This window comes from Thiomonas sp. (genome assembly GCF_034007205.1).
GTDB lineage: Bacteria > Pseudomonadota > Gammaproteobacteria > Burkholderiales > Burkholderiaceae_C > Thiomonas.
The window spans coordinates 79,537-101,720 of the sequence record NZ_JAVERI010000013.1 but is presented as its reverse complement, the minus strand read 5'-3'; the positions used below and the strand labels follow the sequence as shown (position 1 = coordinate 101,720).

The window sequence follows — 22,184 nt, the reverse complement described above, 5'->3', positions numbered from 1 at the left end:
GGACGCCACGAAGTGGCGGTCCCGAGCGCAGCGAGGGATGGGCCAGAGGCCCACAAAACGGTGAAAAATGGACCGGCGAGGCCGTTTTGCAGCCGACGATCCTCAAGTCCGACAGGCTCCTAGCCGCCAGATGGCCGCAGCGCAGGCTGCGATGACGGCCAGGCCCAGCAGAAGCCAGATCAGATTGAGCCGCCAGATCGCCTGCGGGGAAAATCCGTGCGCGAGCGCGGCCAATCCGCAGCAATCGGGAAGCCAGACGCTGGCGCTCGCCCAGCCCGCACAGGCGATGGACAGCCCTTGTGCCGCCAGTCCGGCGAGACCGAGAAGCAGCAGGGTCCAGGTGAACCGGGTGTTCAGGCGATACCCCAGCAGCAAGAGGGCGAACAGGGTGGCGGGCAGTCCGGCCCAGACGGCGACGCCCTGAAACAAGGTTGCGCAGAAGGCCATGATTCAGCGCGAGGGGGAGTTTATGGCGGTGTAGGTGACGAAGTGATAGGTCCAGCCTTGCGGTGCGACGTGCGACTCGCGGGCCGTTTCGGTGAAGCGGCTGCGATCCCAATCGGGAAAGCGCGTGTCGCCTTCAAAGTCTTGGTCGATCTCGGTCAGCTCCAGCCGGTCGGCCAGGGGCAGCGCCTGGGCATAGAGTTGTGCGCCGCCGATGACGAAAGCGAGGGCGTCCCCCGCCACGCGCTGCAGCGCCGCTTGCAGCGAATCCGCCTGTTCCGCCCCGGGAGCCTGCCATCCAGGCTGGCGGCTGATGACGATGTGGCGACGACCGGGAAGCGGGCGCCCCAGCGACTCCCAGGTGCGGCGCCCCATCAGCATGGGATGGCCCAGGGTGAGGCGTTTGAAGTGCTGCAGATCGGCGGGAAGATGCCAGGGCATGCCGCCCTCCTTGCCGATGACGCCGTTGCGCGCCACGGCGGCGATGAGAACAAGCTCGGTCATACCGCGACGGGCGCCTTGATCGCCGGGTGATGCTGGTAGTTGTTCAGCACGAAGTCGTCGAAGGTGTAGTCGAACAGGCTCTCGGGCTTGCGCGCGAACTCCAGCGTGGGGTAGGGATAGGGCGCGCGGCCGAGTTGCTCCTGCACTTGGGCGAAATGGTTGCTGTAGAGGTGGCAGTCGCCTCCGGTCCAGACGAAATCTCCGGGCAGCAGGTCGGTCTGTTGCGCGATCATCAGGGTGAGCAGCGCGTAGCTGGCGATGTTGAAGGGCACGCCGAGAAAGATATCGGCGCTGCGCTGATAGAGCTGGCAGCTCAGGCGCCCCGGTTCTCCGGGCCGGCGCGGCGGGGCGACGTAGAACTGGAACAAGGCATGGCACGGCGGCAGGGCCATTTCCGCGATCTGGCCGACGTTCCAGGCGCTGACGAGGATGCGGCGCGAATCCGGCTGGGTGCGCAGTTGCTTGAGCACTTCGCTGATCTGGTCGATGCTGCGATGCGGGTCGTCGGCCGTCGGCGCCGGCCAGGAGCGCCATTGCACGCCGTAGATCGGGCCCAGCTCGCCGTCTTCGCGCGCCCACTCGTCCCAGATCGTCACGCCGTGCTGCTGCAGCCAGCGCACGTTCGACTCGCCGCGCAGAAACCACAACAGTTCATACACGATGCTCTTGAAATGCACCCGCTTGGTGGTGATGAGCGGAAAGCCCGCCGACAGATCGAAGCGCATCTGGTGGCCGAACACGCTGCGCGTGCCGGTGCCGGTGCGGTCGGTCTTGTCCTGGCCGTGGGTGAAGACGTGCCGCATCAGGTCTTCGTAAGGGGTGGGAATGGAAGGCATGAATCCGGTCAGAGTGCGCGCCAAATGGCACGAATGGGCAGGGATATTATCGGCCCATCCATTTCAAGGAGATTTTGCATGCAGCCAGCCATCGATCTGCAACCCGACGTCAACGGCAACTACGGACCCTACGGCGGCCAGTATCTGCCGCCGCATCTCAAGGCCATCATGGACGACATCGGCCGCGCCTATCTGTCCATCCGCGACACCCAGGCCTACCGCAGCGAACTCAACGATCTCTACACCCACTACGTCGGCCGCCCCAGCCCCATCTACCTGGCCAAGCGCCTGAGCGCGCATTGCGGCGGCGCGCGCATCTGGTTCAAGCGCGAAGACCTCAGGCAATAGCACGTTTCGCAAGTTTTCAGGATGCTCCAAATTGGCGATAAAACACAGTTAGATCAGCGGCTTAAGTTGATCTTGCATTTCCCGACGTTGCAGATCATTTCTTGCGTTTTCAACGTCTCTTCCAGTAACCTTGCCGGTAACGCTCATTTCCTGAAAGGCGGTTACTGGCATGGCATCCAACCTTCTCACCGACGCGGCCCTGCGCCGCGCCAAGCCCACAGACAAGCTCCAGCGCCTGCGCGATGGCGACGGTCTTTACTTGCTGCTGCGGCCAGACGGCAAGCGCTGGTGGCGCTTCGATTATCGGCTGGGGGGCAAGGACAAGACCCTGAGCCTGGGCGTCTATCCTGACGTGACGCTGGCGAGAGCCCGCCAGCGGGCCGACGAGATCCGGCAGCAGTTACTGGACGACATCGACCCCAGCGCCGCGCGTAAGGCCGCAGCGCAGGCGCCAGACCCATCCGAGCCTGCGCCGCCGCCCGATGCTTTTGAGACTGTCGCCCGCGAATGGATGCAGCGCGTGCATGCGCTCAAGGTGACTGCGGGTCACGCGGAGCAAACGCGGTTTTTGCTTGAGCAAAATGTCTTGCCCTGGCTGGGCCGGATCCCGATAGGGTCAATCCGCCCGCCTGAGTTACTGGCGTGCCTGCGCCGGGTCGCAGATCGTGGTGCGCTGGATACCGCGCACAGGGTCAAAAGGGCTTGCGGCCAGGTTTTCCGGTACGGTATCGCCACAGGCGTTTGCGAGCGTGACATATCCGCCGATCTGCGCGATGCACTGCCCCCGCCCTTGGTCGAGCATCACGCGGCCATCATCGAGCCTGGGGAGTTCGGCGGGCTGCTGCGGGCAATAGATGTTTACAAGGGGCATCCCTCCGTGATTGCCGCGCTCCAGCTTTCCCCGCTGGTGTTCCTGCGTCCGGGTGAGTTACGCCATGCCCGCTGGTCTGAAATCGACCTGGACGGCGCGCTGTGGACGATTCCCGCCGATCGCATGAAGCGCACGAAACAGGAGAAGATCAGCGGTCAACCGCATCTGGTACCGTTGGCGCGGCAGGCTGTGGATCTGCTGCGCGAGATCCGTCCGTTCTCGGGGCGCAGCGAGTGGGTGTTCCCCTCGCCGCGCAGCTATCACCGTCCGATCTCGGAAATCGCGGTGCTGGCCGCGCTCAAGCGCATGGGGGTCAACGCCACAGCGCATGGATTCCGCGCCAGTGCGCGAACCATGTTGGCCGAGCGCCTGGGTTTCGATGACCGCATCATCGAGGCCCAGCTCGCGCACTCGGTGCCCGATGCGCTGGGCCGCGCCTACAACCGCACGGAGTTTGTCGCCCAGCGCCGCGCCATGATGCAAGCCTGGGCGGACTATCTGGACAAGCTCAAGGGTGGGCGGACTATCTGACTTCCCGTTATTGATAACTCTTGTTATCTACAACGGGAAAAAATGCTCATAACTTCATCACCTGAAAGTTCTTGCCCCGGCGCTTCCAGCAGGGCGCTTGCGATCTGCTGGATTTGCGGCCAGAACTCCCGCAGCAGCGCTCGCGCATCATCCATCGCGGCCCAAAGCTCTTGATCGTCGCGGCACAACTCGCAGGCGATCTCGTAGTCCTGGCTCAGCAGAATGCGCGCGAGGCGGTTTTTCTTGAGTACCCGCACGCTGGCCAGCGGCCCGACAAGCAACGCAACGGCATCAGTTCGATCTGTCCACCACGACGGCGCGCTGAAGTCGCACTGCCCGCCCCGGGTGTCGATCTGAATTTTGTCCAGTCGCGCCCCGAAATGGAGTGCAGCCACCGCGTGAGCGGCCTCGTGGCACGCGGTCGCTTTCGGTGTTCGCCTTGTGGTTTGCATGATGTGTCCTCCTGTGGGTTAGCGCGGCCCGGCGTTCCTATTCAACGCAGGCGGAAATCAGTCCTCCCCCGGCATCATCACCGTGATGCAAGGCCGCCCGGCATCGTCCGGGCCGATGATGAATTTCAGATGCACCAGGCGGGGTTTGACGCCCCGGCCTTCGCGCGGGGTGCGCAGCAGTTCGACGTACATGGGATACGACGGGCTGGCTTGCAGGCCCAGGCGCGCAGCGCGCAGCAGAACCCGTGAGAGCATCCAGCACACGTCCCACAGCCTGCCGCTCTCGCTCTGGCCGATGTAGCCCTTGCGGGCTTCAGTGGCATCCGTCCATTCCACGCAATCGGCCCATGCCGCGGCGGTCATGGCCACGGGCCAGACGGTGCCCGCCTCGCGGGCGGTGGTGGACACGTCGATCAGCAGCCCGTCCTCGATGGCCTGGGCGCGGGTGTAGGCGCTGATGGGTGCGCCGAACAGGTCGGCGGGGGTGGCAGTGGTGGTTTGCATGATGGTTTCCTTTCGTGGTGGTGTAGCCCGGCCAACGCGCCGGGCGGGGTGGTGGTCAGAATTCGGTGGTCAGCGTGCCGTCCGGCAGGCGCTTCATCACGTCCAGGTCACTGAGTCCCGCCCGCTGCCAGCGCCAGGCTTCTTTGATCGCGGCTTCAAGCGTGCGATGTTCACTCCAGACAGCCTGCGCGTCGGTGCCCGCGGCAATAGCCAAAACCCAGCGCGGCGCGGGGGTGGTGACAAGGCGAATGTGCGGCATGATGGTTCCTTTCTAGGTCTAGCCCGGCCAACGCGCCGGGCGGGGTGGTCAACGATTGATGGGTAGCAAGACAAAAACGATCAATGCGCCCAGCGCAGACACGGCGGGCCAGCCTCCCAGCAGGAAGGCCAACACCAGCGCAGCCACGCCGCCCCCGACGATCTCCGCCTGTTTATTGGCCTTTTGTCCCCTCATTGGGAGGCGGGCCGGAGTGGACGGGGCGGCGCGCCGTGGGGTGCGGGGGGTTTTGAGGTTTTTAGTTTGCATGGTGGTTCTCCGGGGTGGTTAAGGTTCTCATCGGTCGGCAGGGCACTCACAAACAGAACTTCAAGCCGGTGCCGCGCAGCGGCATTGCGAGTTGCAAGGACAAGTGACAGAGTGGGAGCCCAGCGAAGCGGCTCCCACGTCCCCGCGCAGCGGGGCTGGCGCGCAGGACTTGCTTGCGAGCAAAGGCGCAGAAGTCGGTGTGCCCTGCTGACTGATGAGAGCCGCCCGGCGGACTGGCAGACAGAAAAGCTCACCCGCGCCCCACGGGGCAAAGCCCCGTTAGCGGCGCGAAGCGCCGTATCCCCCGCCCGCAAAGCGGGCGCTGTCTGGTCGTGCGCTCCCGGCACAGCCGGGGTGCCTTTGCGCTGGTGTGCGCAGCACACGGGCGCGGGGTGGCGCGCTCCCGCAAAGCGGGTGCGGTGCAGTTGGGTGAGGGATGGAAGCCCGAAGGGACGAGACGCGCAGCGGCTCGGTGCGCAGCGCGACAGCCCGGCCCAAAGGGACACCCCATTGCGTGACCCGGTAACAGCAGAGTTGCGTGCGACAGTCGCAGAATTCAGCGACACACAGTGTGTGCGACACACAATGTGTGCGACAGTCGCACACAGTACCCGCGTCCGAAGCGGGTAATCTCGAACGATTGAGCCGGAATAAATGACGCAAACGCATGTAATGCCCTAAGTTGTGTGCGACAGTCGCAGAATTCAGCGACACACAGTGTGTGCGACAGTCGCACACAGCATCGCCTCAACGCCAACGCCAAACCACCTGCACGACAGTCTGCGTGAAGTGCTCGAACTGCGGCACGTCGCTCTGCTGGTGGTGCATGTACAGGGTTTCCAGCCGCAGGCCCCAGCGCGGAGTGAGCCAGTAGGTCAGCCCCGCTCCCACGTCATACCCGAATCGCCCGGGGCTGCGGTATCCATTGCCGCTGCCGTTCGTGCTCCAGCGGCTGGATGCAAGGCCCGCCTTCACGAAGCCTTGCAACCTGTCAGTAAGGTTGGCAGTCGCCACGGCGTTGAGCATCAACACCCGGTTGATATTGGGGATATGGTCAGGCTGTCGGCCCTCGCTGACGAACTCGATCTCGGGAGCAAGCCAGCCGCTGCCGCGCAGCGACACGGCGTAGCTCTGCGGGCGCGCAGACGGGCCGCAGGCCACGTCAGCAGCCTTCGCTGCGCCGCAGGCGAGCAGCGCAGCAGCAGTCAACAGAATGCGCGCGGACTTCATAGCGGCACCACAATCTGCAACCCGACAAACCCGCCATCGCTCCCGACGGGGGGCACAATGAACAGGTTCACGCCGGCGCCCTGCGCATTGCGCAGAGTGAGCAGCCCGCCAAGGGCCAGCGGCTCGCAGGACGCTTCGCTGCGGCGATAACCCGTCAACAGTCCGCCCACCAGACCTGCGCCCATGCGCAGGCCCAGCAGGGAGCCGCGTAGCGGCGTCCATGCGGACAAAAGGTAGACGCTGGTGCGGTCGTAGCTGTTGCGGTAAAAGCCCGTCAGCGCGCTCCATCGCGGGCGCAGGCGGTATTCAAGGCCAAGGCCGGGGTTGCGCTGGTTCAGGTCATGCCGCGCCCACGCCTGGGTGTGCCAGGCGGCGACATTGACATCAAGCGACAGATCAGCAGCCTGCGCAGCAGGCGCAGCCAGCAGGAGGACGGAGAGCAGGAGCAGGGCAAGGATCTTCATGCCCTCATTCAGCGCAGGCGGAAACGCGGCGCCGAAGGCGCCGCACAACGGAGCGCCCCGGCGCCGAAGGCGCCGCGTCCGGAGCACCCGGCGCCGAAGGCGCATTACCGCGCGAAGCGCGAGGCGCCGAAGGCGCTTAAAGCGCCAAAGGCGCGTTACCGAGCGAAGCGAGATGCGTCTGGTGTTGCGCCGCAGGCGCGTTACCGCGCGACAGCGCGATGGCGCGTAGCGCATTACCGAGCGAAGCGAGATGCGCGCCGCAGGCGCTTTACGCGCCGAAGGCGCAGTGATGCCCGCCGCAGGCGATTTACCGAGCGAAGCGAGATGCGTCTGGTTTTGCGCCGAAGGCGCTTACGCGCGAAGCGCAGGGGCCGCAGGCCCTGCCTTTGAGGTCGGGCGCTCCGGCGTCGGCGCCTCCGGCGCTAAACGTCGATGGCCGCCGCAGCGCTGGTTGGGTCGCTCACGTCAATGGCCGCCGCAGCGCTGGTTGGGGCGTCGGTCAGGATGGCAGGCGTCGGCGTGATGGCGGCTTCGCTGCGCACCGTCTTCGGCGGACTGGTGTAACAGAAGCGGGCCAGCTGCCCGGGCATGGCGAGCACGCCGCAGGATTTCGGAAGATTGAGGTACATGTTCACATCGATGAACGCGCGTTCGCTTTGCGAGATGCGGCGTTCGTTGTGGATAGTCTCGGTGAGCGCCACATTTTTCTGCACGGTGCGAGATTCATCGTCCACAAGAATCGTGCCGGTCGAGGTCGATAGCCACAATGCGGTGTCGGGGTCTTTGATCGCATAGGAAAGCTGGATGGAACAGTTTTCCATCACAGCGCCGCGCACCATGTCCTTGTCCAGATCGGCAGGACAGTCAGCCAGGTCTTGCAGCGACTGAAAGGCCAGAATGGTGTGCAGGCCCCAGCCGGCGCTCGCGCCAAGGCTGGTCATAAAGGGCCTGCTGATATGCACCTTAAATTCGTCGGCAAACACGCTGATCGTGCGCGGCTGCGTATCGATGACCTTGCGGTTTTTGGCGAGGAACAACAAGCGCAGGAGAATCAGGCGCTGCATGCGAATGATGCGCGGATTGATCATGTCGCCCACGACATACAGGCATCCGCCGGTCTTCTCGCCAGAAGCAATGTCCACGCCTCCCGAGCGCGCATTCACGGCGTCGAGATCCGCCATTTCGGACATATACGAGTGGAAGGCGGGCGCGTTCAACCCCTCTTCATCGCACCATTCACCGCCCAGCTTCGCCAACGCATCACGCGCCGTCGCGCCGGGATTCGAGGCAAGCCATGCCGCACACTGGCGGGCGGCTTTTCGATCGGCGAGTCTATAAAAATCGGCGGCCTCGCCCTTCTCAGTCAACGAGAAGCCGCCCACTAACATGTTTTCGAGAACTTCGGTATCACACCCGGAAAAAGGGTTGCACTGCGCAGGCGCGCTCTGGCGCAGGTCCAAAAAATGGTAGGGGGCATTCGAGCGTACACACGCATCACGGAATGCATGGGGCATCCAGTTGTCCACCTTCGGGTCGAGCACAACGACGAATTCGCCGCGCGCAATTTGCTGTGGAATGATGATCTGCGCTGCAACGCCTTTACCAGAGCGGGTGCGCCCGGTCAGCAGCATGTGCTGAATGCGGCTAGCTTCGTAGTCAATGTAGACCGGCCGCTTTTTCTCATCAAGGCCAATGAACAGGCCCTTGCGCTCATCGATGTATCGCGCCGGGTCATAGTCGCCGATTTCGGCGGGCAAGAACTTCGAGATTTCGCGCACATCCGTTTTTCTGTTGCGCTCTAACTGCGTCTTCTTTGTCAGCTTCGCGGCGAAAAAATTCATGCGCGGAATCCAGACGCGGTGCCAATACAGCGCACCAGCAATGCCCAGCGCGAAACAGAGCATCCACGCGACAATCGGCCAGATCGGCGGCATCCATGCGGTGGCGAAAAAGAATCGGGCGATGAATGGCAGTGCAATCATCGCCAGCGCGGGCAGCACGCTGGGTAGCGCGAAAAGAGTAAACAACTCCGCTTTCTTTTCATCGCCTTTGTGCCGGGCGTCGCTCGCAAAAATGAACCACCATGAGGACAGCCCAAGCCATGAAAAATGCGACACGGACAGAAGAATTTTGGCGAGCAGCCCGCCAAGCAGGGATTGCAGATCGAACATGGGAATGGGAGCTTCACGAAAAAATGAACCGGTGCTGGCATTCAGCGAGCGCGGAAATCGGCAAGTCCCAAAGCAGGAAAGCCCGTGGGTGACGCCGCCCGCAAATCACACAAACGCGGGCGGGTGCCTGGTGGCGGGCCAACGAGCCCGCCTTGCCTGGTGACGCCCGTTCAGGGCGTCTTGCTTCGGGGGAGCCGCCAGCAATCGAGTGGACGGAGAGAGGCTTGACGGAGCGCCAGCGACAGTCGAGCCTCGAACCGCCCGAGATAGCCGAGCCCCAGCGAGGCGGTGCTGGCGGGGGCGGAGCCCCGCCGACACAAGCGAAGACACGAGGACATGAGGGAGCGAAGCGACTGAATGCCGAGTGCGAGCGCAGGTCGGTCGAGTGGAGCGACAGCGGAACGAGAGCCGATTCCGAGACGACCGCAAGGGAGTCGAGGAACGAGGGCCGCAGGCCCGAAGCCCCGCTGAAAGCGGGTGCGCGCCCGTGGGCGACAGATTCGACCGACCGTAGGGAGGGAGAACCCGAAGGGCCGCCGAAGGCGGTCTGGCGATCACGGGCGCGCACCCGCTTTCAGCGGGGGTGTCGGCGCCTCTTTTGCGCTGGCACACGAGGGGGGATCGCCCTAGCGATCAGGAAAAGTCTGCCCGGCGTCCAGCCGGGCCGAGCCGCAGGCGAGCTTTTCCGACCCCTCGGGGGACAGGTGCAGTTAAGCACACGGACACGACATGCACACGCGCCCATGCGCTGCGGCGGGGGCATTTCGCGCATTGTGGCGCATCGTTCGGCGGGTGCTCGCTCAATTTTGCGCGGCGGCGGCCTGCGGAATTGATGCGGACTGCTGTGGGGGTTGGGGTTCAACAGGGCTTTCCGGGGTGGCCGGACTTGCCGCGCTCGCAGGTGGGGACGCTGCGCGAATCCGCTGCACGATGGGCGCGATTTCGCGCAGGGCCGGGGCAAGGCGCTGTTCGATTTCGGCGGCGGTCGGCGGGCGCAAACCAAGCGCGTTCAGGCCGGCGGTGATCGCAAAAATCATCACGACGAGGACGGCAGCGGCAAGCAAAATCCGGGCGACGATAAGCGTAAAAACGAGGCCCAGCCAGCGCAGCAAGGTTTTCATTTTTGATCGCCTCCCGGCGGGAAATCGGCGAGGTTCATGAACTCGAACCGCGCCCAGTGCGAGGCGACAAGACGCACTGGCTCACCGCCGACTTTCACAACGTCAACCCGGCGCAGGGCACGCTGAACGGCGTCGGCCCTGCCCTGTGGGCTGATGTAAATCACGCGGCTGTAGCGGTTCGATTTAATGTCCTTCAATGCGGACGGGATGATCTGGCTGTACCGAAGCGGCGTCTTGATCGTCCGCTCGATTTCGATGGCGACGATCTCGCCGGCAGGCGAAGTCGCCAGCGCGTCAGGGACCTTAAGCATGCCGCTGTTGTAGAGCAGCTTGCCCGGTTTCCACGTCCAGCCTGCCCGCTCGGCTTGCAGCCGGGCGCGCTGGGTGTCCAGGTGGTGAGACATGAATTGCGGCGATGGCAACGATTCAAATCGCGGGCAGTTGGGGTCGGCGTTTTGGGAAAACGCAAGGCCGGTCGGCGTGATCCCGAACGCAACTTTAGTGTGACCGAAGTCAGTGACGGCGACGGATTTGATCAACGCGTCGCGCTCCATGCGCTGCATCAACAGGTGCACGCGCCGGGGGGAGAGGTTGAGCAGCATTTGAAGAATGGGCACCGTCGTCCAGACCTCGCCGGAGGCAAGGAAGTTCAGGACAAGCGATTCTTTCGCAGCAGCCCGCGCGTCGATTTCGGCGCGGGTCATGCGGGGGAGGTTATTGGTAGTCATCATCGGCTCCGGTGGTGGTGGCGGTAGGCTGCAACGGCTGCGCCGCTGCGGGTTGAGGGGTCAGCGCGGCGATGATTTGCTCATCGGTCAGGTGCAGCAGGTTGTGCTTTTGGAGCAGGTCGAGGATCTCGCCCCGGCGCTTTTCAGTGCGCTGCGCTTCAGCGATTTGCGCTTCCAGACGTTGACGTTTTTTGAGTAGGGCGCTCAGGTTGGACATGGTGGTTCTCCGGTTGTGTGGGTGGATAAAACGGGTGGATGACGCGAACTGGTTTGTGCAGGGATGGCAGCCGCTGCGGAAACAGCAGCCGCCACATATGGCGACCAACAGCTTTCATTTTTCGCTCCCACTGATGACGACCTTGCATTGCGCTTCGGGGTTGCCGGGGGTGGTGGTGCAGTGCAGGGCGAGGTCGAAATGGCGGGCTTGAGTGAGGCCAGCCAACCCATCCTTGTTGATGCGCAGAGTCCCGTCGGCGGCGGTCTTACAGCGGGTGTCGGCGCCATGACCATCGCACCAAATGTTGGTCGGGGCGGTGGTGAGGGTGAGGGTGTTGGTGTACAGGGGTACATGGCAATCCCAGCCCCATGTAAAGCCGAGGAAGGTTTTATGTGGGGTGCAGGCGTAGTCCTGCGCAGGGCCTGCGGCGCTGACAACGGTGCCGCCAATCTCATCGGCGTGCGCAGTTGTGGTGAACAGCGGCAAGATAATGAAGATCGTGAAGATGATGAGGAGCCAGGCGGTCACGATAGCGAGCGCGCCTGCGCCGAGCCATTCGAGTGCAGGTTTGAAAAATTTAGAGGTCATGGTGTTCTCCGGTGTCATGGGCGGATTGCCCATGCCTGCATTCAGCAGGGGCGGAAATCGCCGCGAAAAAAAGCCCGGCGGCGGCCGGGCTGGTGGTGGGTGAGGGGATGGGGGGAGAGTTACTTCACGCCTGCTGCGCCCCCGGCGGACTGGTCGGTGCTGGTGCCGCTGGTGGTGCCGGTGGTCGAGGTCTGCGCGGTGGATTTGTCGATGGCGCTGTCAAGGCCGAGCATTACCGTTTTGCCGTTAATGCGCCCTTCACCAAACCAGGGCACGCCCGACTGGCTCCACTTCCAGCCGATCGGCCCACATTGAAAGTCGTTGGCGCCGATCGTGAAATGAATCGGCGCAGGCCCGCTGCCGGTCATGTCCAGAGACAAATCGCCCTGCGCAGCCTGCGCAGCCTGCGCCCATGCCGCCTCTAGCTGTGAGGCAGGGATGGACAGAAACGCGGCGATGATCGCCTTTTTCGCGGCTGCGGGGTCGGCCAGCGCGTCGCGCAGCGCGGGCGTGGCAGCGATCTGGGACAAAACAAGATTGGAGAATGCAATGTTCTGAGCGGACCATCGACCCCATTTTGCCATCTCAGCCTGCCCTTTCGCGCCAAGGCCGCCCACGGGCCAGCCCTGTAGGGGCGTCGCAGACATGGCAATGAACTGGGCGGCCGCTTGATGTGTGGGGTGAGGGGTCTCGCCCAGGTGGGCGATGGCGGCGAGGGATGCGGCTTTATCTGGATGTTTCTTGGACATTTCAATGGCGGTCTGTTGCATCGAGGCGCCCATAGACTGGAACATCTTGGCCTGGTCTTGTAAAGAAACTTTGGACAAAGGCAGGCTGCAAAACAAATTCCAGAAGTGCGCCCGTGCGTTAGGGGCGGTTGCAAGCTCTGATTCGCCCCAGTCCGACAAGGTGTTGATGATGAACGCCGCCGCGGGCATCTGCACAGCAGCGCTGGCAGCGCTGCGCTGCTGAATGCTGCGGTCGCTTTTCAGGCCCTGCTCAGCGCTCGTGGAGGCCTTCTGGCTGGCGCCCGAGTCAACCCCGACCCCGCCCTGATGGCAGGCGGACAGCATCGCGGCGCCGATGGCGAGGGGGAGAAGTTTGAGGGTGTGGTTCAGTTTCATTTCGGCTGCTCCTTCTTGGGTTGGGATGCGGCGGGAGTGAAGGTGTTGGACAAGGACTTCTGCAGGCGCTGCATCTGCGCAGCCTGCGAAGCGGCCTGGGCGCGCTGCTGCTGGCGCAGGTCGTGCGCTTCGCCGCAGATGCGGCGCACGCGGGCTGCAGCGCTGGCGGCGGCTGCGGGGTTGGGGGTGGATAGGGTGGAGTCAAAGCGCTGGTCAAACCGCGCCTGCTGGCAGCGCTGCTCAGCGCGCTGGAGGTCGGCGGTGTTGTTGACGGTCTGCGTTTGAGAGAGCCAGAGAAAGGCAGCCAGCAGGCCGGTCACACTGGCTAGCGCCAGCGCGATCAGTCCGCCGTTCACAACGCGCCCCCTTCTTCGGCCCCTTTGGCGCGCTTTTGCATGGCGGTGAGGCACTTTTCAAGCGCCTGCGCCTGCTTTTCAGAGATGTGGGTGTCGTCTCCGAACTTTTGGAAGCGCTGCAGCTGGTCGCGCACGAAATTTTGCTGCCAGCCATCAAGGGCGGCGATTTGGGAGGGGAAGAGGGTTTGGATTTGGCGAAGGACGTTGATGGGAAGCATGGGTTGATCTCCGTGTGCATGGGCAAGACGCCCATGCTCGCATTCGGCGGGGGCGGAAATCAGGGGAGGCGACGCTTCTGGCGCTCAGCAGCGGCGATGCGCAGCGCTGCAATAAGGTGTTGTGGCATGGGCTGCCCGCGCTGGGAGTAATACCGCTGGTACTGGTGCAGGGTGCGCATGGGGTCGGCAGCGTCCAGGTGAGCGATTTCGTCGGCGGTGATCTCGCGCGAGGGCGCTTGCGGGGGTGGCGCGGGGGAGATGGATAGGACGGTGAAGCGCAGACCGGCTGCGCGCAGCGCGTCCAGGTCGGCTTGCAGGGCTTCGGGCAGGGGTTGGGTAGGGGTTGCGGCTGCGGGCGGCGCTGCGGGCTGCTGCGCGATTGTGGAGGCATAGTGCTCGGCGATCTCGCGGCGCAGCCGCGCGATCTTCTGTTCACGGGCCTCGGTCGCGCTCATGGGCGTTCCCCCCTCACAGCAAGTTCCGCCTTTCGCACAGTGGCCGCCGCGTATTTGTGCGCGGCGACCTCGTTCTTGCGCTTGTCACGCTGCCGTGCGCGCGCGGCGATCGCTGCCTCGATCCGCTCTCGCGGCCATCCCCCGCGCAGGCGGTGGCAAGCAAAGGCGAACTCGCGGGCGGACTCGTCCCCGCCGGGGGCTGAGAGGGTATGGGTAGGCCGATGCCCCTCTGCTCCCTGCCCCTTGGGGGGCAGGGGCGACGGGGAGAGAGATTGAAGGGCACCGGTAGGGCACGCGGGGGGGGATGAACCCCCCCGAGATTCAAGCCCTGCGCCTGCGCCAGCGAGCTTTAGGAGCGCGTCGGCGCTCCATGGCCGGAGCGTGCGCGAGGTGTCAGAGAGAATGTTTGTCCAGCCGGATTTGCCGGACTTGCGCTGCTGAAAGCCGGTCAGTCGCCCAGGTTGTGAGCCATTGGCTGCGGCGGGATCGCCGTCCAGGTGGGAGGCCAGAGCGCGCGCGATCGCGGTGCGATCGGGGTGGTATAGGGGGCGGTCAAGAAGAATCCACGCCTGCGCGTTGCCCTCCTTTTCGCCTTTCGCTGGGTTGGGTTCGCTGGTCTGGACGGCGATGCCTGAGTGCCGGTGCGTGAGGGCGACGGCCCGCGACGAGGGGAGGTCATCGAGCAGGATCCATGGGTGCGCGGCGGCTGGCAGGGGGCGAATGTAGATGTTCGCCCCTAGGGGGGCGGGGCGGCGGTTCATACCCCCGGCGCTGGTGAGCGCATCGAGCCAGTCTCCAGTGCCGCTCATTTCGCCCAGCGCGGCGATCCGCTTGAATGCCCCATCCCTCTGCCCGGGATTTATGCGGGCCGCTATTTCAAGCCCGCTGCGCGGCTCTGCAGCCCATGGCAAGGGGTCGCCCAGGGCGAACATGAGGGCCAGCGCGCTGCGTTTGGCGTGGGGCTGCTGCTGCGCCCATTCGGGCAATTGGCTGTTGTGCATGATCTGTCCTTTCATCTGTCCTCTACGGCATTCGGCGGGCACGCGGGGGGGGGTTGAATCTCGGGGGGGTTCATCCCCCCCCGCGTGCCCTACTGCCTTGTGCCCTTCATCTCTCTCCCTACCCTGACCGGCCCCCCCAGGGCCGGGCTATGGGTAGGGCTTGTTTTTCTTCCGTGCCCTCTCTTGTCTTGCTGCTTTATGCAGCAAGACTTATACGGGGCGTTTTTCCGAGTAGAGGTGTTCACCGCTGGGCGGCAAAATGTCCACCGCTCGGCGGCATCTGATCGTCCTGTGCCCGCAGTGAATCTCAAATGAGCGAGACTTGGTGATCTGCTGCGCCGCATCGTGGATTGCCGCTCGCCGCTTGCTGCGGGTGCTTCTGGCCTTCGCCAGGCCACCGAAGATGTGCGATTCGGCCTTGTCTAGCGAGATCAGTCTTTCTCCTCCCGCCCCGCCGAACCATGAGCACAGCCACGCATAAAAAACTTTGGCTGTGGGTGTGGCGAGACTGTTGTAGGTTCGCATGTTGATTGCTGCGTAGCTGCGCAGCGCAAGCAGCGCGGCGGCGCTGCGCGGATTCAGTGAAATCTCCAGATCGCCGCCGCTCCACCGCGCGAGCATGAGGTTGACAACCCCGCCATCCCCTTGTGCGTTTGTCGCTGCGACCGTCACGCAGCTAAGCCGCTGCAACGACCTTTCGAGCGCTTCGCGGGTGCCACCGCCGGTTTCGTGCGCGCTTGCATAGCCTGCGCTTGACAGTAAGTCAGGGACCGTGCATGTGAAGCGCAACGCGGGCGCGTTTGCGGCGAGGTTCACCCCTGCCTTGCGCCCGGGAGGGGGTAGAAGCCCGGCGGCCTGCGCCGTGATCTGCCTCCCCTCATTGCGCCGCGCTATTTCAAGTAACGCGAAGAAAATGCCTTGCTCAAAAGCTGAGAGTTCCGGCCCCATCACCCTGATTGACCATCCCCCGAACCGTTGTTCCAGCACGACTTCCTGCCGTCTTGCGCCGTCTGGCAGCGCGCGGAAAAGCGAGGTCAGGCCCAGGGCCATTTCATGGCGCGCAATGGGCGCTGATGGGTCAAAATCCTTGCGCATTGCGCCCCCCCTTCTTCCCCGTTGGCTCTGCCTGTGGTACGGCCACAAGCCGCTGCGCCTGCAACACGCCGTGCATGCCGCGTTTCAGAAAAACGGGGTCGCTGGGCGGTGCATAGTTGGCCTTGACCTGCGCTACCCGGACATAAAACCCGCGATCTTCCGGCGAAATGCCGAATTCGACGCACTCAAGGGCGCTTGGTGGCGAGAGGTTGATTTGCAAGCGCACTGAGGTTGTCAGTGCGCTTGCCCCACGCGCCTTTTCCCAATCGTCGCCCCCCTTTTCGCTGGTTTTGCCAATGTGATGCAGCACCAGAATTGCGCTGCCTGTTTTATGGGCAATCTGGTTCAATGTGCGCATGAGCGCCCCCATGTCGCCATTGCTCGATTCATCCAGCCCTGCGGCAAAAAAGATCAGCGGGTCAAGGATGACCAGCCTTCTCCCCTCGCAGAGCCTCTCTAGTTCCTCGGCGAATTTCAGCTTGTGATATTCGCCTGATGCCGGGTTTTTGCGGAGCAAAGCCAGGTCATCATCGACCGCGCTGCAAATTTCCAGCGTTTCATCCAGCAGTTCTATTTCCCGCTGGATGAGACCAATGCCCCGCATGATGTTTTGCAAGCGATGCAACACGATTTCCGGTGGGTCTTCCCCAAGCACTACAGCCACTGCCCCAGTGGCCTGCACCGGGTAAAGGTGGGTGCATTCATCCCCGCACACGGGCCGGCCCAGGGCGATGGATGCAGCAAGTTGCAAGGCCAGGTAGGTCTTGCCCACTGCGCCGGGTCCAACGATCAGGCCTGCTGTGCCCCCCAGCAAGCCGGGGAGGACAAAATCAAGGGGGGGGAGGGGTTGGGATGCTTCTAAGAAGGTGCAGCGCTTCATTGCTCACCCCCTTCCTCATCACCCTCGCCGGTAAACAACGGCATCTGCACTGCTGCCCGCGCAACGCGCAGCGACTTGATCTGCCGCGCCCGCCGCTGTGTCAGCCCGGACATATCGGCCAGCGCGCGGGTGTCCACCTCGCGCGCATCGGCCTGCGCCAGCATGCGGGCGCCATCAGCGCCGCCGAGCGCGGCGATGCCGGCCTCCAGCGCCTCAAGGATTTGGTCAGGTGCAAGGGCGTGGAACCCGCATGAATGCTGGGTTTCTGCGGCTTCTGCGGGGTCGATCAACGCTCCGGCGGGCAAGCGGTCGGGCCAGCTGCCGCCGAGGCAGCGCGCCGCGTTCCTGGCGCGGCTGCGGGCCTGTTTGTGGAACAGACCCTCCTGCTCGGCCAGCCAAGCGTCGGCGGGGTCGATGTATTTTGAGAGATACGACCGGGCCACAGGCCCAAGGGCTGCGACCATGCGGGGGTCGTGGCGGGCGGGGGTCATTGCGCGCCCCCTTCTGCGCCCGCAATGCGCTGAAGATCAGTCCAACGATAGCGAATGATGCGGCTGGAGCCAAATCGAACGGGCATCAGCAGCCCGTCGCGCTCCATTCGCCATAGCGTTGTTTTTGATATCGAAAGGAATGCCTGCGCCTGGACGCAGGTAGCCAGCCCCTGCGGGGCTGGTGGGGGGGCGATGGGCGCGGGTGCGCCAGATGTGGACGAGGGCATGCCAAGCTCCGGCTGGCACAAACAAAGTTTGTGCAAACCCGCCTGGATGCCCTGGTCATCCAACTAGCCCCAAAATGCGCGGGACCCCGATAGTCGCAACACCCCGCGTTTTCCATTCGCGGGATGAGATTTTGCCCAGCGCCCTTGCGTGTCCGCAAGAGAGTGCGCCCGGGGAAGCGGTTTGCCCCTTCAGCACCTGCTGTCAAGTTGACCCAACTGTGCGCCGGATGCAAGCCCGGCGGTGACAACTAATCCAAGGCATATGATAGCGCATTACCCCGCTGCGTCAATAGGCGCGTGCAGATTTGTTGTAAAAATGCGTATCACGCCGAGTTATACACTAAATTCGCAGCGTGTCAACGCGCCGCTTCCGCCGCCTTGGTTCCAGTAACCTATCCAGTAACACTGGATGAGCGAGTTGCCTCATGCTCTTTGTACGTCATATAGTTGCGGCGTTTGTTCAAGCGCGAAGACCTCAACCATACCGGCGCGCACAAGATCAATCACTGTCTGGGCGAGGCGCTGCTGGCCAGGCACATGGGCAAGACCAAGGTGCTGGCCGAGACCGGCGCCGGGCAGCACGGCGTGGCGCTGGCCACGGCCTGCGCGCTGGTCGGCCTGCCGTGCGAAATCCACATGGGCGAGATCGACGTCGCCAAGGAGCATCCCAATGTCACCAAGATGAAGATTCTCGGCGCCAAGGTGGTGAGCGTCGATCGCGGCACCAAAACGCTCAAGGATGCAGTGGACAGCGCCTTCGACGAATATCTGCGCGATCCCGAGCACTTCTTCTATGCCATCGGCTCGGTCGTCGGCCCGCACCCCTTCCCGATGATGGTGGCCGAGTTCCAGTCCATCGTCGGGCACGAGGCGCGCGAGCAATTTCCGCAGCAGGCGGGCAAGCTGCCCGATGTGGTGGCGGCCTGCGTCGGCGGCGGGTCGAACGCGATGGGCATTTTCTCCGGCTTCATCAATGATCCGGGCGTGCGCCTGGTGGGCGTGGAGCCTTCGGGCGTCGGCCGCGAGACGGGCCAGCATGCGGCCACGCTCACCTACGGCAAACCCGGCACGCTGCATGGCTTCCATTCCTATCTGCTGCAGGAGGTGAAGGAGGGCGAGCCCGACCCGGTGTATTCCATCGCCTCCGGGCTCGACTACCCTGGCGTCGGCCCGCAACATGCCTATCTGAAAGACATCGGCCGCGCCGAGTATTACGCCGTCGACGACGCAGCCTGCCTGGAGGCGTTCATGACCCTGTCGCGCACCGAAGGGCTCATTCCCGCGCTCGAATCGGCCCATGCCGTGGCCTGGGCGATGCAGAACGCCGCCAAGCTGGGCAAGGAAGCCGACATTCTCGTCAACCTCTCGGGCCGCGGCGACAAGGACGCGGATTTCGTCGCCGCAAAACTCGGGCTGTGATTGCGGCCTCACTGCAAAAACTGCAGCGCGGCGAGACTGGCGTAAAGGCCGCCGCGCTGCATCAGCTCGGCGTGGGTGCCGATGTCGATGATGCGGCCCTGGTCCATCACCACGATGCGGTCGGCGCGTTGCACGGTGGCGAGGCGGTGGGCGATGACCAGGGTGGTGCGGCCCTGCATGGCGTGTTCCAGCGCGGTCTGCACGTCGCGCTCGCTGGCGGCGTCGAGCGCGCTGGTGGCTTCGTCGAGCAGCAGCAGCGGGGCATTTTTCAGGATGGCGCGGGCGATGCTGATGCGCTGACGTTGCCCGCCGGAAAGCCGCACGCCGCGTTCGCCCAGATAGGTGTCGTAACCCTGCGGCAGTTCCTGCAGGAATTCATCGGCCTGTGCCGCGCGGGCCGCGGCTTGTACTTCGGACTCCGTGGCTTCGGGGCGGCCGTAGCGGATGTTGTCGGCCGCGCTGGCGGAAAAGATCACCGCATCCTGCGGCACCAGGCCGATGCGCTGGCGCAGCGCCTTGAAGTCGGCCTGCTGCACGTCCACGCCGTCGATGCGGATGCTGCCTTGCTGGGCGTCGTAGAAGCGCAGCAGCAGTTGCAGCACCGTGGTCTTGCCCGCGCCGCTGGGTCCGACCAGGGCCACGGTCTCGCCGGGTTCGATCTGCAGCGAAAAGTCGTCGAGTGCGGGTTTGTCGGGCCGTGAGGGGTAGAAAAACCGCACATGCTCAAGCACCACGGCCGAGCCGCGCCGCACGGCGGGCAGCGCGACCGGATGCGCCGGATTGCGCACCGGCGATTGCTCGGCCAGCAGCTCCATCAGGCGTTCGGTGGCGCCCGCAGCGCGCAGCAGGTCGCCGAATACTTCGGCCAGCGCCGCGGCCGAGCCGGCCACCAGACCGATGTAGAGCACCGTCTGTCCCAGTACGCCCGCGCTCATGCGGCCTTCCATGACCGACACCGTGCCCAGATACAGGCCGTAGAGCAGGGCGCCGAACAGGGCGACGATGATGAAGGCGGTGAGCAGCGAGCGCACCTTGTTGCGGCTGATGGCGGTGCGAAAGGCGGTTTCGGCCGAGGCGGAAAACCGCCGGGCTTCGTCGTCTTCTCGCGCATAGCTCTGCACCACCGGCATGGCGGCGAGCACTTCGGAAGCCAGCGCGCTGGCGTCGGCGATGCGGTCCTGGCTGGCGCGCGAAAGGCGGCGCACGCGCCGGCCGATGAACACGGCAGGCGCCACCACCAGCGCGATGACCACGCCCACCCCCAGCATCAGGCCGGGGTTGGTGATGATCAGCATGGTCATGCCGCCCGTCAGCACCACCCCATTGCGCAGGCCCATGGAAAAACTGGTGCCCACGACGGTCTGCACCAGCGTGGTGTCGGTGGTGAGACGGGACAACACTTCGCCGGTCTGCGTGTGCTCGAAAAACTGCGGACTCTGCCGCAGCACATGGGCGTACACGGCGCTGCGCACATCGGCGGTGACGCGCTCGCCCAGCCAGCTCACCATGTAGAAGCGTGCGGCGGAAAACACCCCGAGGGCTGCGGCCAGGGCGAACAGCCCGGCGAAATGCCAACCCAGGCTGGCCCGGCTGGCCTGGGCGTGCAGCATGCCGGCATCGATCAGCCAGCGCAGCGCCAAGGGGAAGGCCAGCGTGCTGCCTGCGGCCAGCAGCAGAAACAGCAGCGCGAGCGCGATGCGTCCGCGATAGGGGCGCAGAAACGGCAGCAGGCCGCTCAAGCTGCGCATCGAGCGGCTGCGCGGGCGTTTGTCGGTTTGGGGAAGGGAGCGGGATGAGGCGTATTCGGCGGACATGCAGGCATTACAGCATGTCACCTTTGATGTTGCCGGGCCGATGTCAAACCGCGGGTCGAATCTCGTCGTCGCCTTGCGTGCGCGCGGATTCGGGCGCTTCGACTGCATGATCGAGCTGCAGCACCTCGGCCTCCTGGGCCCTGCCGGTGCGGCTGTAGCCGGTGAAATGCGCCCCGGCCTCGATGTCGAGCGACTGTGCCGTCACGTCGCCTTCGACCTGGCCCTGGCCGTGAATGCGCAGTTGCTCGGTGGCGTGCACCTTGGCCTTGATGCGCCCGTGCACCAGCACGCTGCGGGCGTTGACCTGCTTGCCTTCGATCGCGCCGGTGCTGGAGACTTCGAGATCGCCATCGACCTGCACCGTGCCGCGGATCGTGCCGTCCACCCGCAGATTGCCCGCTGTGCGCAGATCGCCATGCACTTCGCTGCCCGCGCCGATATAGGTCAGCGCCGAGGGCGTGACGGCAGTCGCCGTGGGGACGGAGGCCGCCTCTTTCGACCAAACGTCGGCGGTTTTCTGGGATTTTGGCTTGAACATGGGCACTCCTATCGTTGGGCAAGCAGGTAGGTGGCGGGGTCGAGCGTCTTGTCCCCGTAGAACAGGGTGTAGTGCAGATGCGGGCCAGTGGAGCGGCCGGTATTGCCCGACAGGGCGATGACCTGACCGCGGGTGACGACGTCGCCTGCCTTGACCCGCAGGGCGCTGAGGTGGCCATAGAGGCTGCGGTAGCCAAAGGGGTGGTCGATGACCACGCAGTTGCCATAGCCCGCCTTCCACCCGGCGCTTTCGACCACGCCGTTGGCCGTGGCATGGATGGGGGTTCCGACTTTCACGCCGAAGTCGATGCCGTTGTGGAATTCCACTCCCGGCCCCATCGGATTGGAGCGCAGACCGTAATCGGAAGTGATCGGGGCATCGCCGGGCACGGGCTCGCCCATCGGCCGCGCCGCCTCCAGCGAGGCGAGGTAATGCGCTTGCGGCAGCAGCAGGCTCAGGCGCGCGCCGATCAGATCGACTTCATCATGCAGCAGCGTCTGGGCATTGGCTGTATCGAGGGGTTGGGCGATGCCGCCTTGAGCCAGGTTTTTCGCCTCGACGGGAAATTGCTCGGCCCGCTTCTGCACGAATCCGCGCAGGGTGCCGGCGAGTCTGTCCACCTGTTGCTTGAGCGCGAGCAGGTTGTTGGTCAAGGCGCCGTTCTCGGCTTGCAGCCGGGCGTTGGCGCTCTGCGCGGAGGCCGCCTGCTCGGCCAGTCGATTCGCCCGCTGCTGCAGGTTGCCGCTGGCGACCTGGCGCCAGGCCATGAAAAGGGTGACGGCGAGCCACAGGGCGACGGCCGCAAGCAGCCAGAGCGCCACGCGGCGCAGGGCGTCGAGATCGATGCGCAGATGATGCGCGGCATGGCCCGGCCGGGTGATGAGAATCTCCAGGTGCCGCGAATGGGCCGCCGCGCGCGGGCTGGCCGGCTTGCCGAACAGGGAGGTGAACAGGGCAGAGTACTTGGGAAATCGCATGAAAAGCCAGTTTACAAGCCCTTTATGACTCCGTTCCAGAAAAATCCTGCGCGC

General features: G+C 64.4%; 29 protein-coding genes. 3 read left to right on the top strand and 26 right to left on the bottom strand.

Annotation, left to right across the window (positions count from 1 at the left end; translation table 11 throughout):
- Positions 1-102: 102 nt before the first annotated feature.
- From RBR52_RS11745 to RBR52_RS11735, 3 genes are read right to left on the bottom strand one after another with little or no spacing between them, the layout of a single operon-like run.
- The gene (locus tag RBR52_RS11745; protein ID WP_320377452.1) at positions 103-447 is read right to left on the bottom strand and encodes a hypothetical protein; all 345 of its coding nucleotides are present in this window, start codon (positions 445-447) and stop codon (positions 103-105) included.
- A gap of 3 nt (positions 448-450) precedes the next feature.
- Positions 451-948 carry a dihydrofolate reductase gene (locus RBR52_RS11740; protein WP_320377451.1) on the bottom strand — a complete coding sequence of 166 codons (498 nt, stop codon included), beginning with the start codon at positions 946-948 and terminating at the stop codon, positions 451-453.
- A complete protein-coding gene (locus RBR52_RS11735) occupies positions 945-1,784 on the bottom strand; it encodes a thymidylate synthase (RefSeq protein WP_320377450.1) in 840 nt (279 codons plus the stop codon). The genes RBR52_RS11740 and RBR52_RS11735 overlap by 4 nt, the downstream gene beginning before the upstream one ends.
- Positions 1,785-1,862: 78 nt before the next feature.
- Here RBR52_RS11735 and RBR52_RS11730 point away from each other — a divergent pair, with 78 nt between their 5' ends.
- Complete coding sequence (locus RBR52_RS11730) at positions 1,863-2,132, top strand: hypothetical protein (protein WP_320377449.1); 270 nt, start codon at positions 1,863-1,865, stop codon at positions 2,130-2,132.
- Between the two features lie 48 nt (positions 2,133-2,180).
- On the opposite strand, the gene RBR52_RS11725 is transcribed toward RBR52_RS11730, so the two are convergent.
- A complete protein-coding gene (locus RBR52_RS11725; RefSeq protein WP_320377448.1) occupies positions 2,181-2,303 on the bottom strand; it encodes a hypothetical protein in 123 nt (40 codons plus the stop codon).
- Here RBR52_RS11725 and RBR52_RS11720 point away from each other — a divergent pair.
- Positions 2,302-3,534 (top strand): tyrosine-type recombinase/integrase, encoded by a 1,233-nt coding sequence (locus tag RBR52_RS11720; RefSeq protein WP_320377447.1) that lies wholly within the window; start codon positions 2,302-2,304, stop codon positions 3,532-3,534. The two genes, RBR52_RS11725 and RBR52_RS11720, sit on opposite strands and share 2 nt — an antisense overlap.
- A gap of 23 nt (positions 3,535-3,557) precedes the next feature.
- Here the strand turns inward: RBR52_RS11720 and RBR52_RS11715 are convergent, their stop codons facing one another.
- The 19 genes from RBR52_RS11715 to RBR52_RS11625 all read right to left on the bottom strand — a co-directional run bounded on the left by RBR52_RS11715 (position 3,558) and on the right by RBR52_RS11625 (position 17,155).
- Positions 3,558-3,986, bottom strand: a complete 429-nt coding sequence (locus RBR52_RS11715; protein WP_320377446.1) for a hypothetical protein — start codon at positions 3,984-3,986, stop codon at positions 3,558-3,560.
- Positions 3,987-4,043: 57 nt separating this feature from the next.
- On the bottom strand, positions 4,044-4,490 hold the full coding sequence (locus RBR52_RS11710; protein WP_320377445.1) for a DUF6573 family protein: 447 nt from the start codon (positions 4,488-4,490) through the stop codon (positions 4,044-4,046).
- A 55-nt stretch (positions 4,491-4,545) separates the two neighbouring features.
- Complete coding sequence (locus RBR52_RS11705) at positions 4,546-4,749, bottom strand: hypothetical protein (protein ID WP_320377443.1); 204 nt, start codon at positions 4,747-4,749, stop codon at positions 4,546-4,548.
- Between the two features lie 48 nt (positions 4,750-4,797).
- A complete protein-coding gene (locus tag RBR52_RS11700; protein WP_320377441.1) occupies positions 4,798-5,016 on the bottom strand; it encodes a hypothetical protein in 219 nt (72 codons plus the stop codon).
- Positions 5,017-5,763: 747 nt separating this feature from the next.
- Positions 5,764-6,246, bottom strand: coding sequence for an outer membrane protein (locus tag RBR52_RS11695; RefSeq protein WP_320377439.1), 483 nt, complete (start codon positions 6,244-6,246; stop codon positions 5,764-5,766).
- On the bottom strand, positions 6,243-6,710 hold the full coding sequence (locus RBR52_RS11690) for a hypothetical protein (protein ID WP_320377438.1): 468 nt from the start codon (positions 6,708-6,710) through the stop codon (positions 6,243-6,245). The genes RBR52_RS11695 and RBR52_RS11690 overlap by 4 nt, the downstream gene beginning before the upstream one ends.
- A gap of 422 nt (positions 6,711-7,132) precedes the next feature.
- Entirely contained in the window at positions 7,133-8,881 is a 1,749-nt protein-coding gene (locus RBR52_RS11685) for a type IV secretory system conjugative DNA transfer family protein (protein ID WP_320377437.1), read from the bottom strand.
- Between the two features lie 800 nt (positions 8,882-9,681).
- Positions 9,682-10,002, bottom strand: coding sequence for a hypothetical protein (locus tag RBR52_RS11680; RefSeq protein WP_320377436.1), 321 nt, complete (start codon positions 10,000-10,002; stop codon positions 9,682-9,684).
- Positions 9,999-10,706, bottom strand: a complete 708-nt coding sequence (locus RBR52_RS11675) for a hypothetical protein (RefSeq protein WP_320377435.1) — start codon at positions 10,704-10,706, stop codon at positions 9,999-10,001. The genes RBR52_RS11680 and RBR52_RS11675 overlap by 4 nt, the downstream gene beginning before the upstream one ends.
- Before the next feature lie 10 nt (positions 10,707-10,716).
- On the bottom strand, positions 10,717-10,947 hold the full coding sequence (locus RBR52_RS11670; RefSeq protein ID WP_320377434.1) for a hypothetical protein: 231 nt from the start codon (positions 10,945-10,947) through the stop codon (positions 10,717-10,719).
- A gap of 114 nt (positions 10,948-11,061) precedes the next feature.
- A complete protein-coding gene (locus RBR52_RS11665) occupies positions 11,062-11,535 on the bottom strand; it encodes a hypothetical protein (RefSeq protein WP_320377433.1) in 474 nt (157 codons plus the stop codon).
- Positions 11,536-11,654: 119 nt separating this feature from the next.
- The gene (locus RBR52_RS11660; protein ID WP_320377432.1) at positions 11,655-12,659 is read right to left on the bottom strand and encodes a hypothetical protein; all 1,005 of its coding nucleotides are present in this window, start codon (positions 12,657-12,659) and stop codon (positions 11,655-11,657) included.
- Positions 12,656-13,015 (bottom strand): hypothetical protein, encoded by a 360-nt coding sequence (locus RBR52_RS11655; RefSeq protein WP_320377431.1) that lies wholly within the window; start codon positions 13,013-13,015, stop codon positions 12,656-12,658. Before RBR52_RS11655 ends, RBR52_RS11660 begins: the two co-directional genes overlap by 4 nt.
- Positions 13,012-13,233: a hypothetical protein gene (locus tag RBR52_RS11650; protein WP_320377430.1), complete on the bottom strand. Its 222-nt coding sequence runs from the start codon at positions 13,231-13,233 to the stop codon at positions 13,012-13,014. Before RBR52_RS11650 ends, RBR52_RS11655 begins: the two co-directional genes overlap by 4 nt.
- A gap of 59 nt (positions 13,234-13,292) precedes the next feature.
- Entirely contained in the window at positions 13,293-13,688 is a 396-nt protein-coding gene (locus tag RBR52_RS11645; protein ID WP_320377429.1) for a hypothetical protein, read from the bottom strand.
- Complete coding sequence (locus RBR52_RS11640; protein WP_320377428.1) at positions 13,685-14,689, bottom strand: DNA-primase RepB domain-containing protein; 1,005 nt, start codon at positions 14,687-14,689, stop codon at positions 13,685-13,687. Before RBR52_RS11640 ends, RBR52_RS11645 begins: the two co-directional genes overlap by 4 nt.
- A gap of 210 nt (positions 14,690-14,899) precedes the next feature.
- Complete coding sequence (repC, locus tag RBR52_RS11635; protein WP_320377427.1) at positions 14,900-15,784, bottom strand: replication protein C, IncQ-type; 885 nt, start codon at positions 15,782-15,784, stop codon at positions 14,900-14,902.
- Positions 15,768-16,664 carry a helicase RepA family protein gene (locus tag RBR52_RS11630; RefSeq protein WP_320377426.1) on the bottom strand — a complete coding sequence of 299 codons (897 nt, stop codon included), beginning with the start codon at positions 16,662-16,664 and terminating at the stop codon, positions 15,768-15,770. The genes repC and RBR52_RS11630 overlap by 17 nt, the downstream gene beginning before the upstream one ends.
- Complete coding sequence (locus tag RBR52_RS11625; protein WP_320377424.1) at positions 16,661-17,155, bottom strand: hypothetical protein; 495 nt, start codon at positions 17,153-17,155, stop codon at positions 16,661-16,663. Before RBR52_RS11625 ends, RBR52_RS11630 begins: the two co-directional genes overlap by 4 nt.
- Before the next feature lie 674 nt (positions 17,156-17,829).
- On the opposite strand from RBR52_RS11625, the gene trpB reads away from it, so the two are divergent.
- Positions 17,830-18,801, top strand: coding sequence for a tryptophan synthase subunit beta (gene trpB / locus RBR52_RS11620; RefSeq protein ID WP_320377422.1), 972 nt, complete (start codon positions 17,830-17,832; stop codon positions 18,799-18,801).
- A gap of 8 nt (positions 18,802-18,809) precedes the next feature.
- Here the strand turns inward: trpB and RBR52_RS11615 are convergent, their stop codons facing one another.
- The 3 genes from RBR52_RS11615 to RBR52_RS11605 are packed head-to-tail and all read right to left on the bottom strand — an operon-like array spanning position 18,810 to position 22,130.
- Positions 18,810-20,615: an ABC transporter transmembrane domain-containing protein gene (locus RBR52_RS11615; protein ID WP_413818320.1), complete on the bottom strand. Its 1,806-nt coding sequence runs from the start codon at positions 20,613-20,615 to the stop codon at positions 18,810-18,812.
- 43 nt (positions 20,616-20,658) lie between these two features.
- Complete coding sequence (locus RBR52_RS11610; protein WP_320377421.1) at positions 20,659-21,153, bottom strand: polymer-forming cytoskeletal protein; 495 nt, start codon at positions 21,151-21,153, stop codon at positions 20,659-20,661.
- 8 nt (positions 21,154-21,161) lie between these two features.
- A complete protein-coding gene (locus tag RBR52_RS11605) occupies positions 21,162-22,130 on the bottom strand; it encodes a M23 family metallopeptidase (RefSeq protein ID WP_320377420.1) in 969 nt (322 codons plus the stop codon).
- Between the last annotated feature and the right edge of the window lie 54 nt (positions 22,131-22,184).

Bases quoted from the DNA above. Each gene is read 5' to 3' on its own strand.
- RBR52_RS11745 (WP_320377452.1), bottom strand. From the start codon at position 447: ATGGCCTTCTGCGCAACCTTGTTTCAGGGCGTCGCCGTCTGGGCCGGA.
- RBR52_RS11740 (WP_320377451.1), bottom strand. From the start codon at position 948: ATGACCGAGCTTGTTCTCATCGCCGCCGTGGCGCGCAACGGCGTCATC.
- RBR52_RS11735 (WP_320377450.1), bottom strand. From the start codon at position 1,784: ATGCCTTCCATTCCCACCCCTTACGAAGACCTGATGCGGCACGTCTTC.
- RBR52_RS11730 (WP_320377449.1), top strand. From the start codon at position 1,863: ATGCAGCCAGCCATCGATCTGCAACCCGACGTCAACGGCAACTACGGA.
- RBR52_RS11720 (WP_320377447.1), top strand. From the start codon at position 2,302: ATGGCATCCAACCTTCTCACCGACGCGGCCCTGCGCCGCGCCAAGCCC.
- RBR52_RS11725 (WP_320377448.1), bottom strand. From the start codon at position 2,303: ATGCCAGTAACCGCCTTTCAGGAAATGAGCGTTACCGGCAAGGTTACT.
- RBR52_RS11715 (WP_320377446.1), bottom strand. From the start codon at position 3,986: ATGCAAACCACAAGGCGAACACCGAAAGCGACCGCGTGCCACGAGGCC.
- RBR52_RS11710 (WP_320377445.1), bottom strand. From the start codon at position 4,490: ATGCAAACCACCACTGCCACCCCCGCCGACCTGTTCGGCGCACCCATC.
- RBR52_RS11705 (WP_320377443.1), bottom strand. From the start codon at position 4,749: ATGCCGCACATTCGCCTTGTCACCACCCCCGCGCCGCGCTGGGTTTTG.
- RBR52_RS11700 (WP_320377441.1), bottom strand. From the start codon at position 5,016: ATGCAAACTAAAAACCTCAAAACCCCCCGCACCCCACGGCGCGCCGCC.
- RBR52_RS11695 (WP_320377439.1), bottom strand. From the start codon at position 6,246: ATGAAGTCCGCGCGCATTCTGTTGACTGCTGCTGCGCTGCTCGCCTGC.
- RBR52_RS11690 (WP_320377438.1), bottom strand. From the start codon at position 6,710: ATGAAGATCCTTGCCCTGCTCCTGCTCTCCGTCCTCCTGCTGGCTGCG.
- RBR52_RS11685 (WP_320377437.1), bottom strand. From the start codon at position 8,881: ATGTTCGATCTGCAATCCCTGCTTGGCGGGCTGCTCGCCAAAATTCTT.
- RBR52_RS11680 (WP_320377436.1), bottom strand. From the start codon at position 10,002: ATGAAAACCTTGCTGCGCTGGCTGGGCCTCGTTTTTACGCTTATCGTC.
- RBR52_RS11675 (WP_320377435.1), bottom strand. From the start codon at position 10,706: ATGACCCGCGCCGAAATCGACGCGCGGGCTGCTGCGAAAGAATCGCTT.
- RBR52_RS11670 (WP_320377434.1), bottom strand. From the start codon at position 10,947: ATGTCCAACCTGAGCGCCCTACTCAAAAAACGTCAACGTCTGGAAGCG.
- RBR52_RS11665 (WP_320377433.1), bottom strand. From the start codon at position 11,535: ATGACCTCTAAATTTTTCAAACCTGCACTCGAATGGCTCGGCGCAGGC.
- RBR52_RS11660 (WP_320377432.1), bottom strand. From the start codon at position 12,659: ATGAAACTGAACCACACCCTCAAACTTCTCCCCCTCGCCATCGGCGCC.
- RBR52_RS11650 (WP_320377430.1), bottom strand. From the start codon at position 13,233: ATGCTTCCCATCAACGTCCTTCGCCAAATCCAAACCCTCTTCCCCTCC.
- RBR52_RS11645 (WP_320377429.1), bottom strand. From the start codon at position 13,688: ATGAGCGCGACCGAGGCCCGTGAACAGAAGATCGCGCGGCTGCGCCGC.
- RBR52_RS11640 (WP_320377428.1), bottom strand. From the start codon at position 14,689: ATGCACAACAGCCAATTGCCCGAATGGGCGCAGCAGCAGCCCCACGCC.
- repC (WP_320377427.1), bottom strand. From the start codon at position 15,784: ATGCGCAAGGATTTTGACCCATCAGCGCCCATTGCGCGCCATGAAATG.
- RBR52_RS11630 (WP_320377426.1), bottom strand. From the start codon at position 16,664: ATGAAGCGCTGCACCTTCTTAGAAGCATCCCAACCCCTCCCCCCCCTT.
- RBR52_RS11625 (WP_320377424.1), bottom strand. From the start codon at position 17,155: ATGACCCCCGCCCGCCACGACCCCCGCATGGTCGCAGCCCTTGGGCCT.
- RBR52_RS11615 (WP_413818320.1), bottom strand. From the start codon at position 20,615: ATGTCCGCCGAATACGCCTCATCCCGCTCCCTTCCCCAAACCGACAAA.
- RBR52_RS11610 (WP_320377421.1), bottom strand. From the start codon at position 21,153: ATGTTCAAGCCAAAATCCCAGAAAACCGCCGACGTTTGGTCGAAAGAG.
- RBR52_RS11605 (WP_320377420.1), bottom strand. From the start codon at position 22,130: ATGCGATTTCCCAAGTACTCTGCCCTGTTCACCTCCCTGTTCGGCAAG.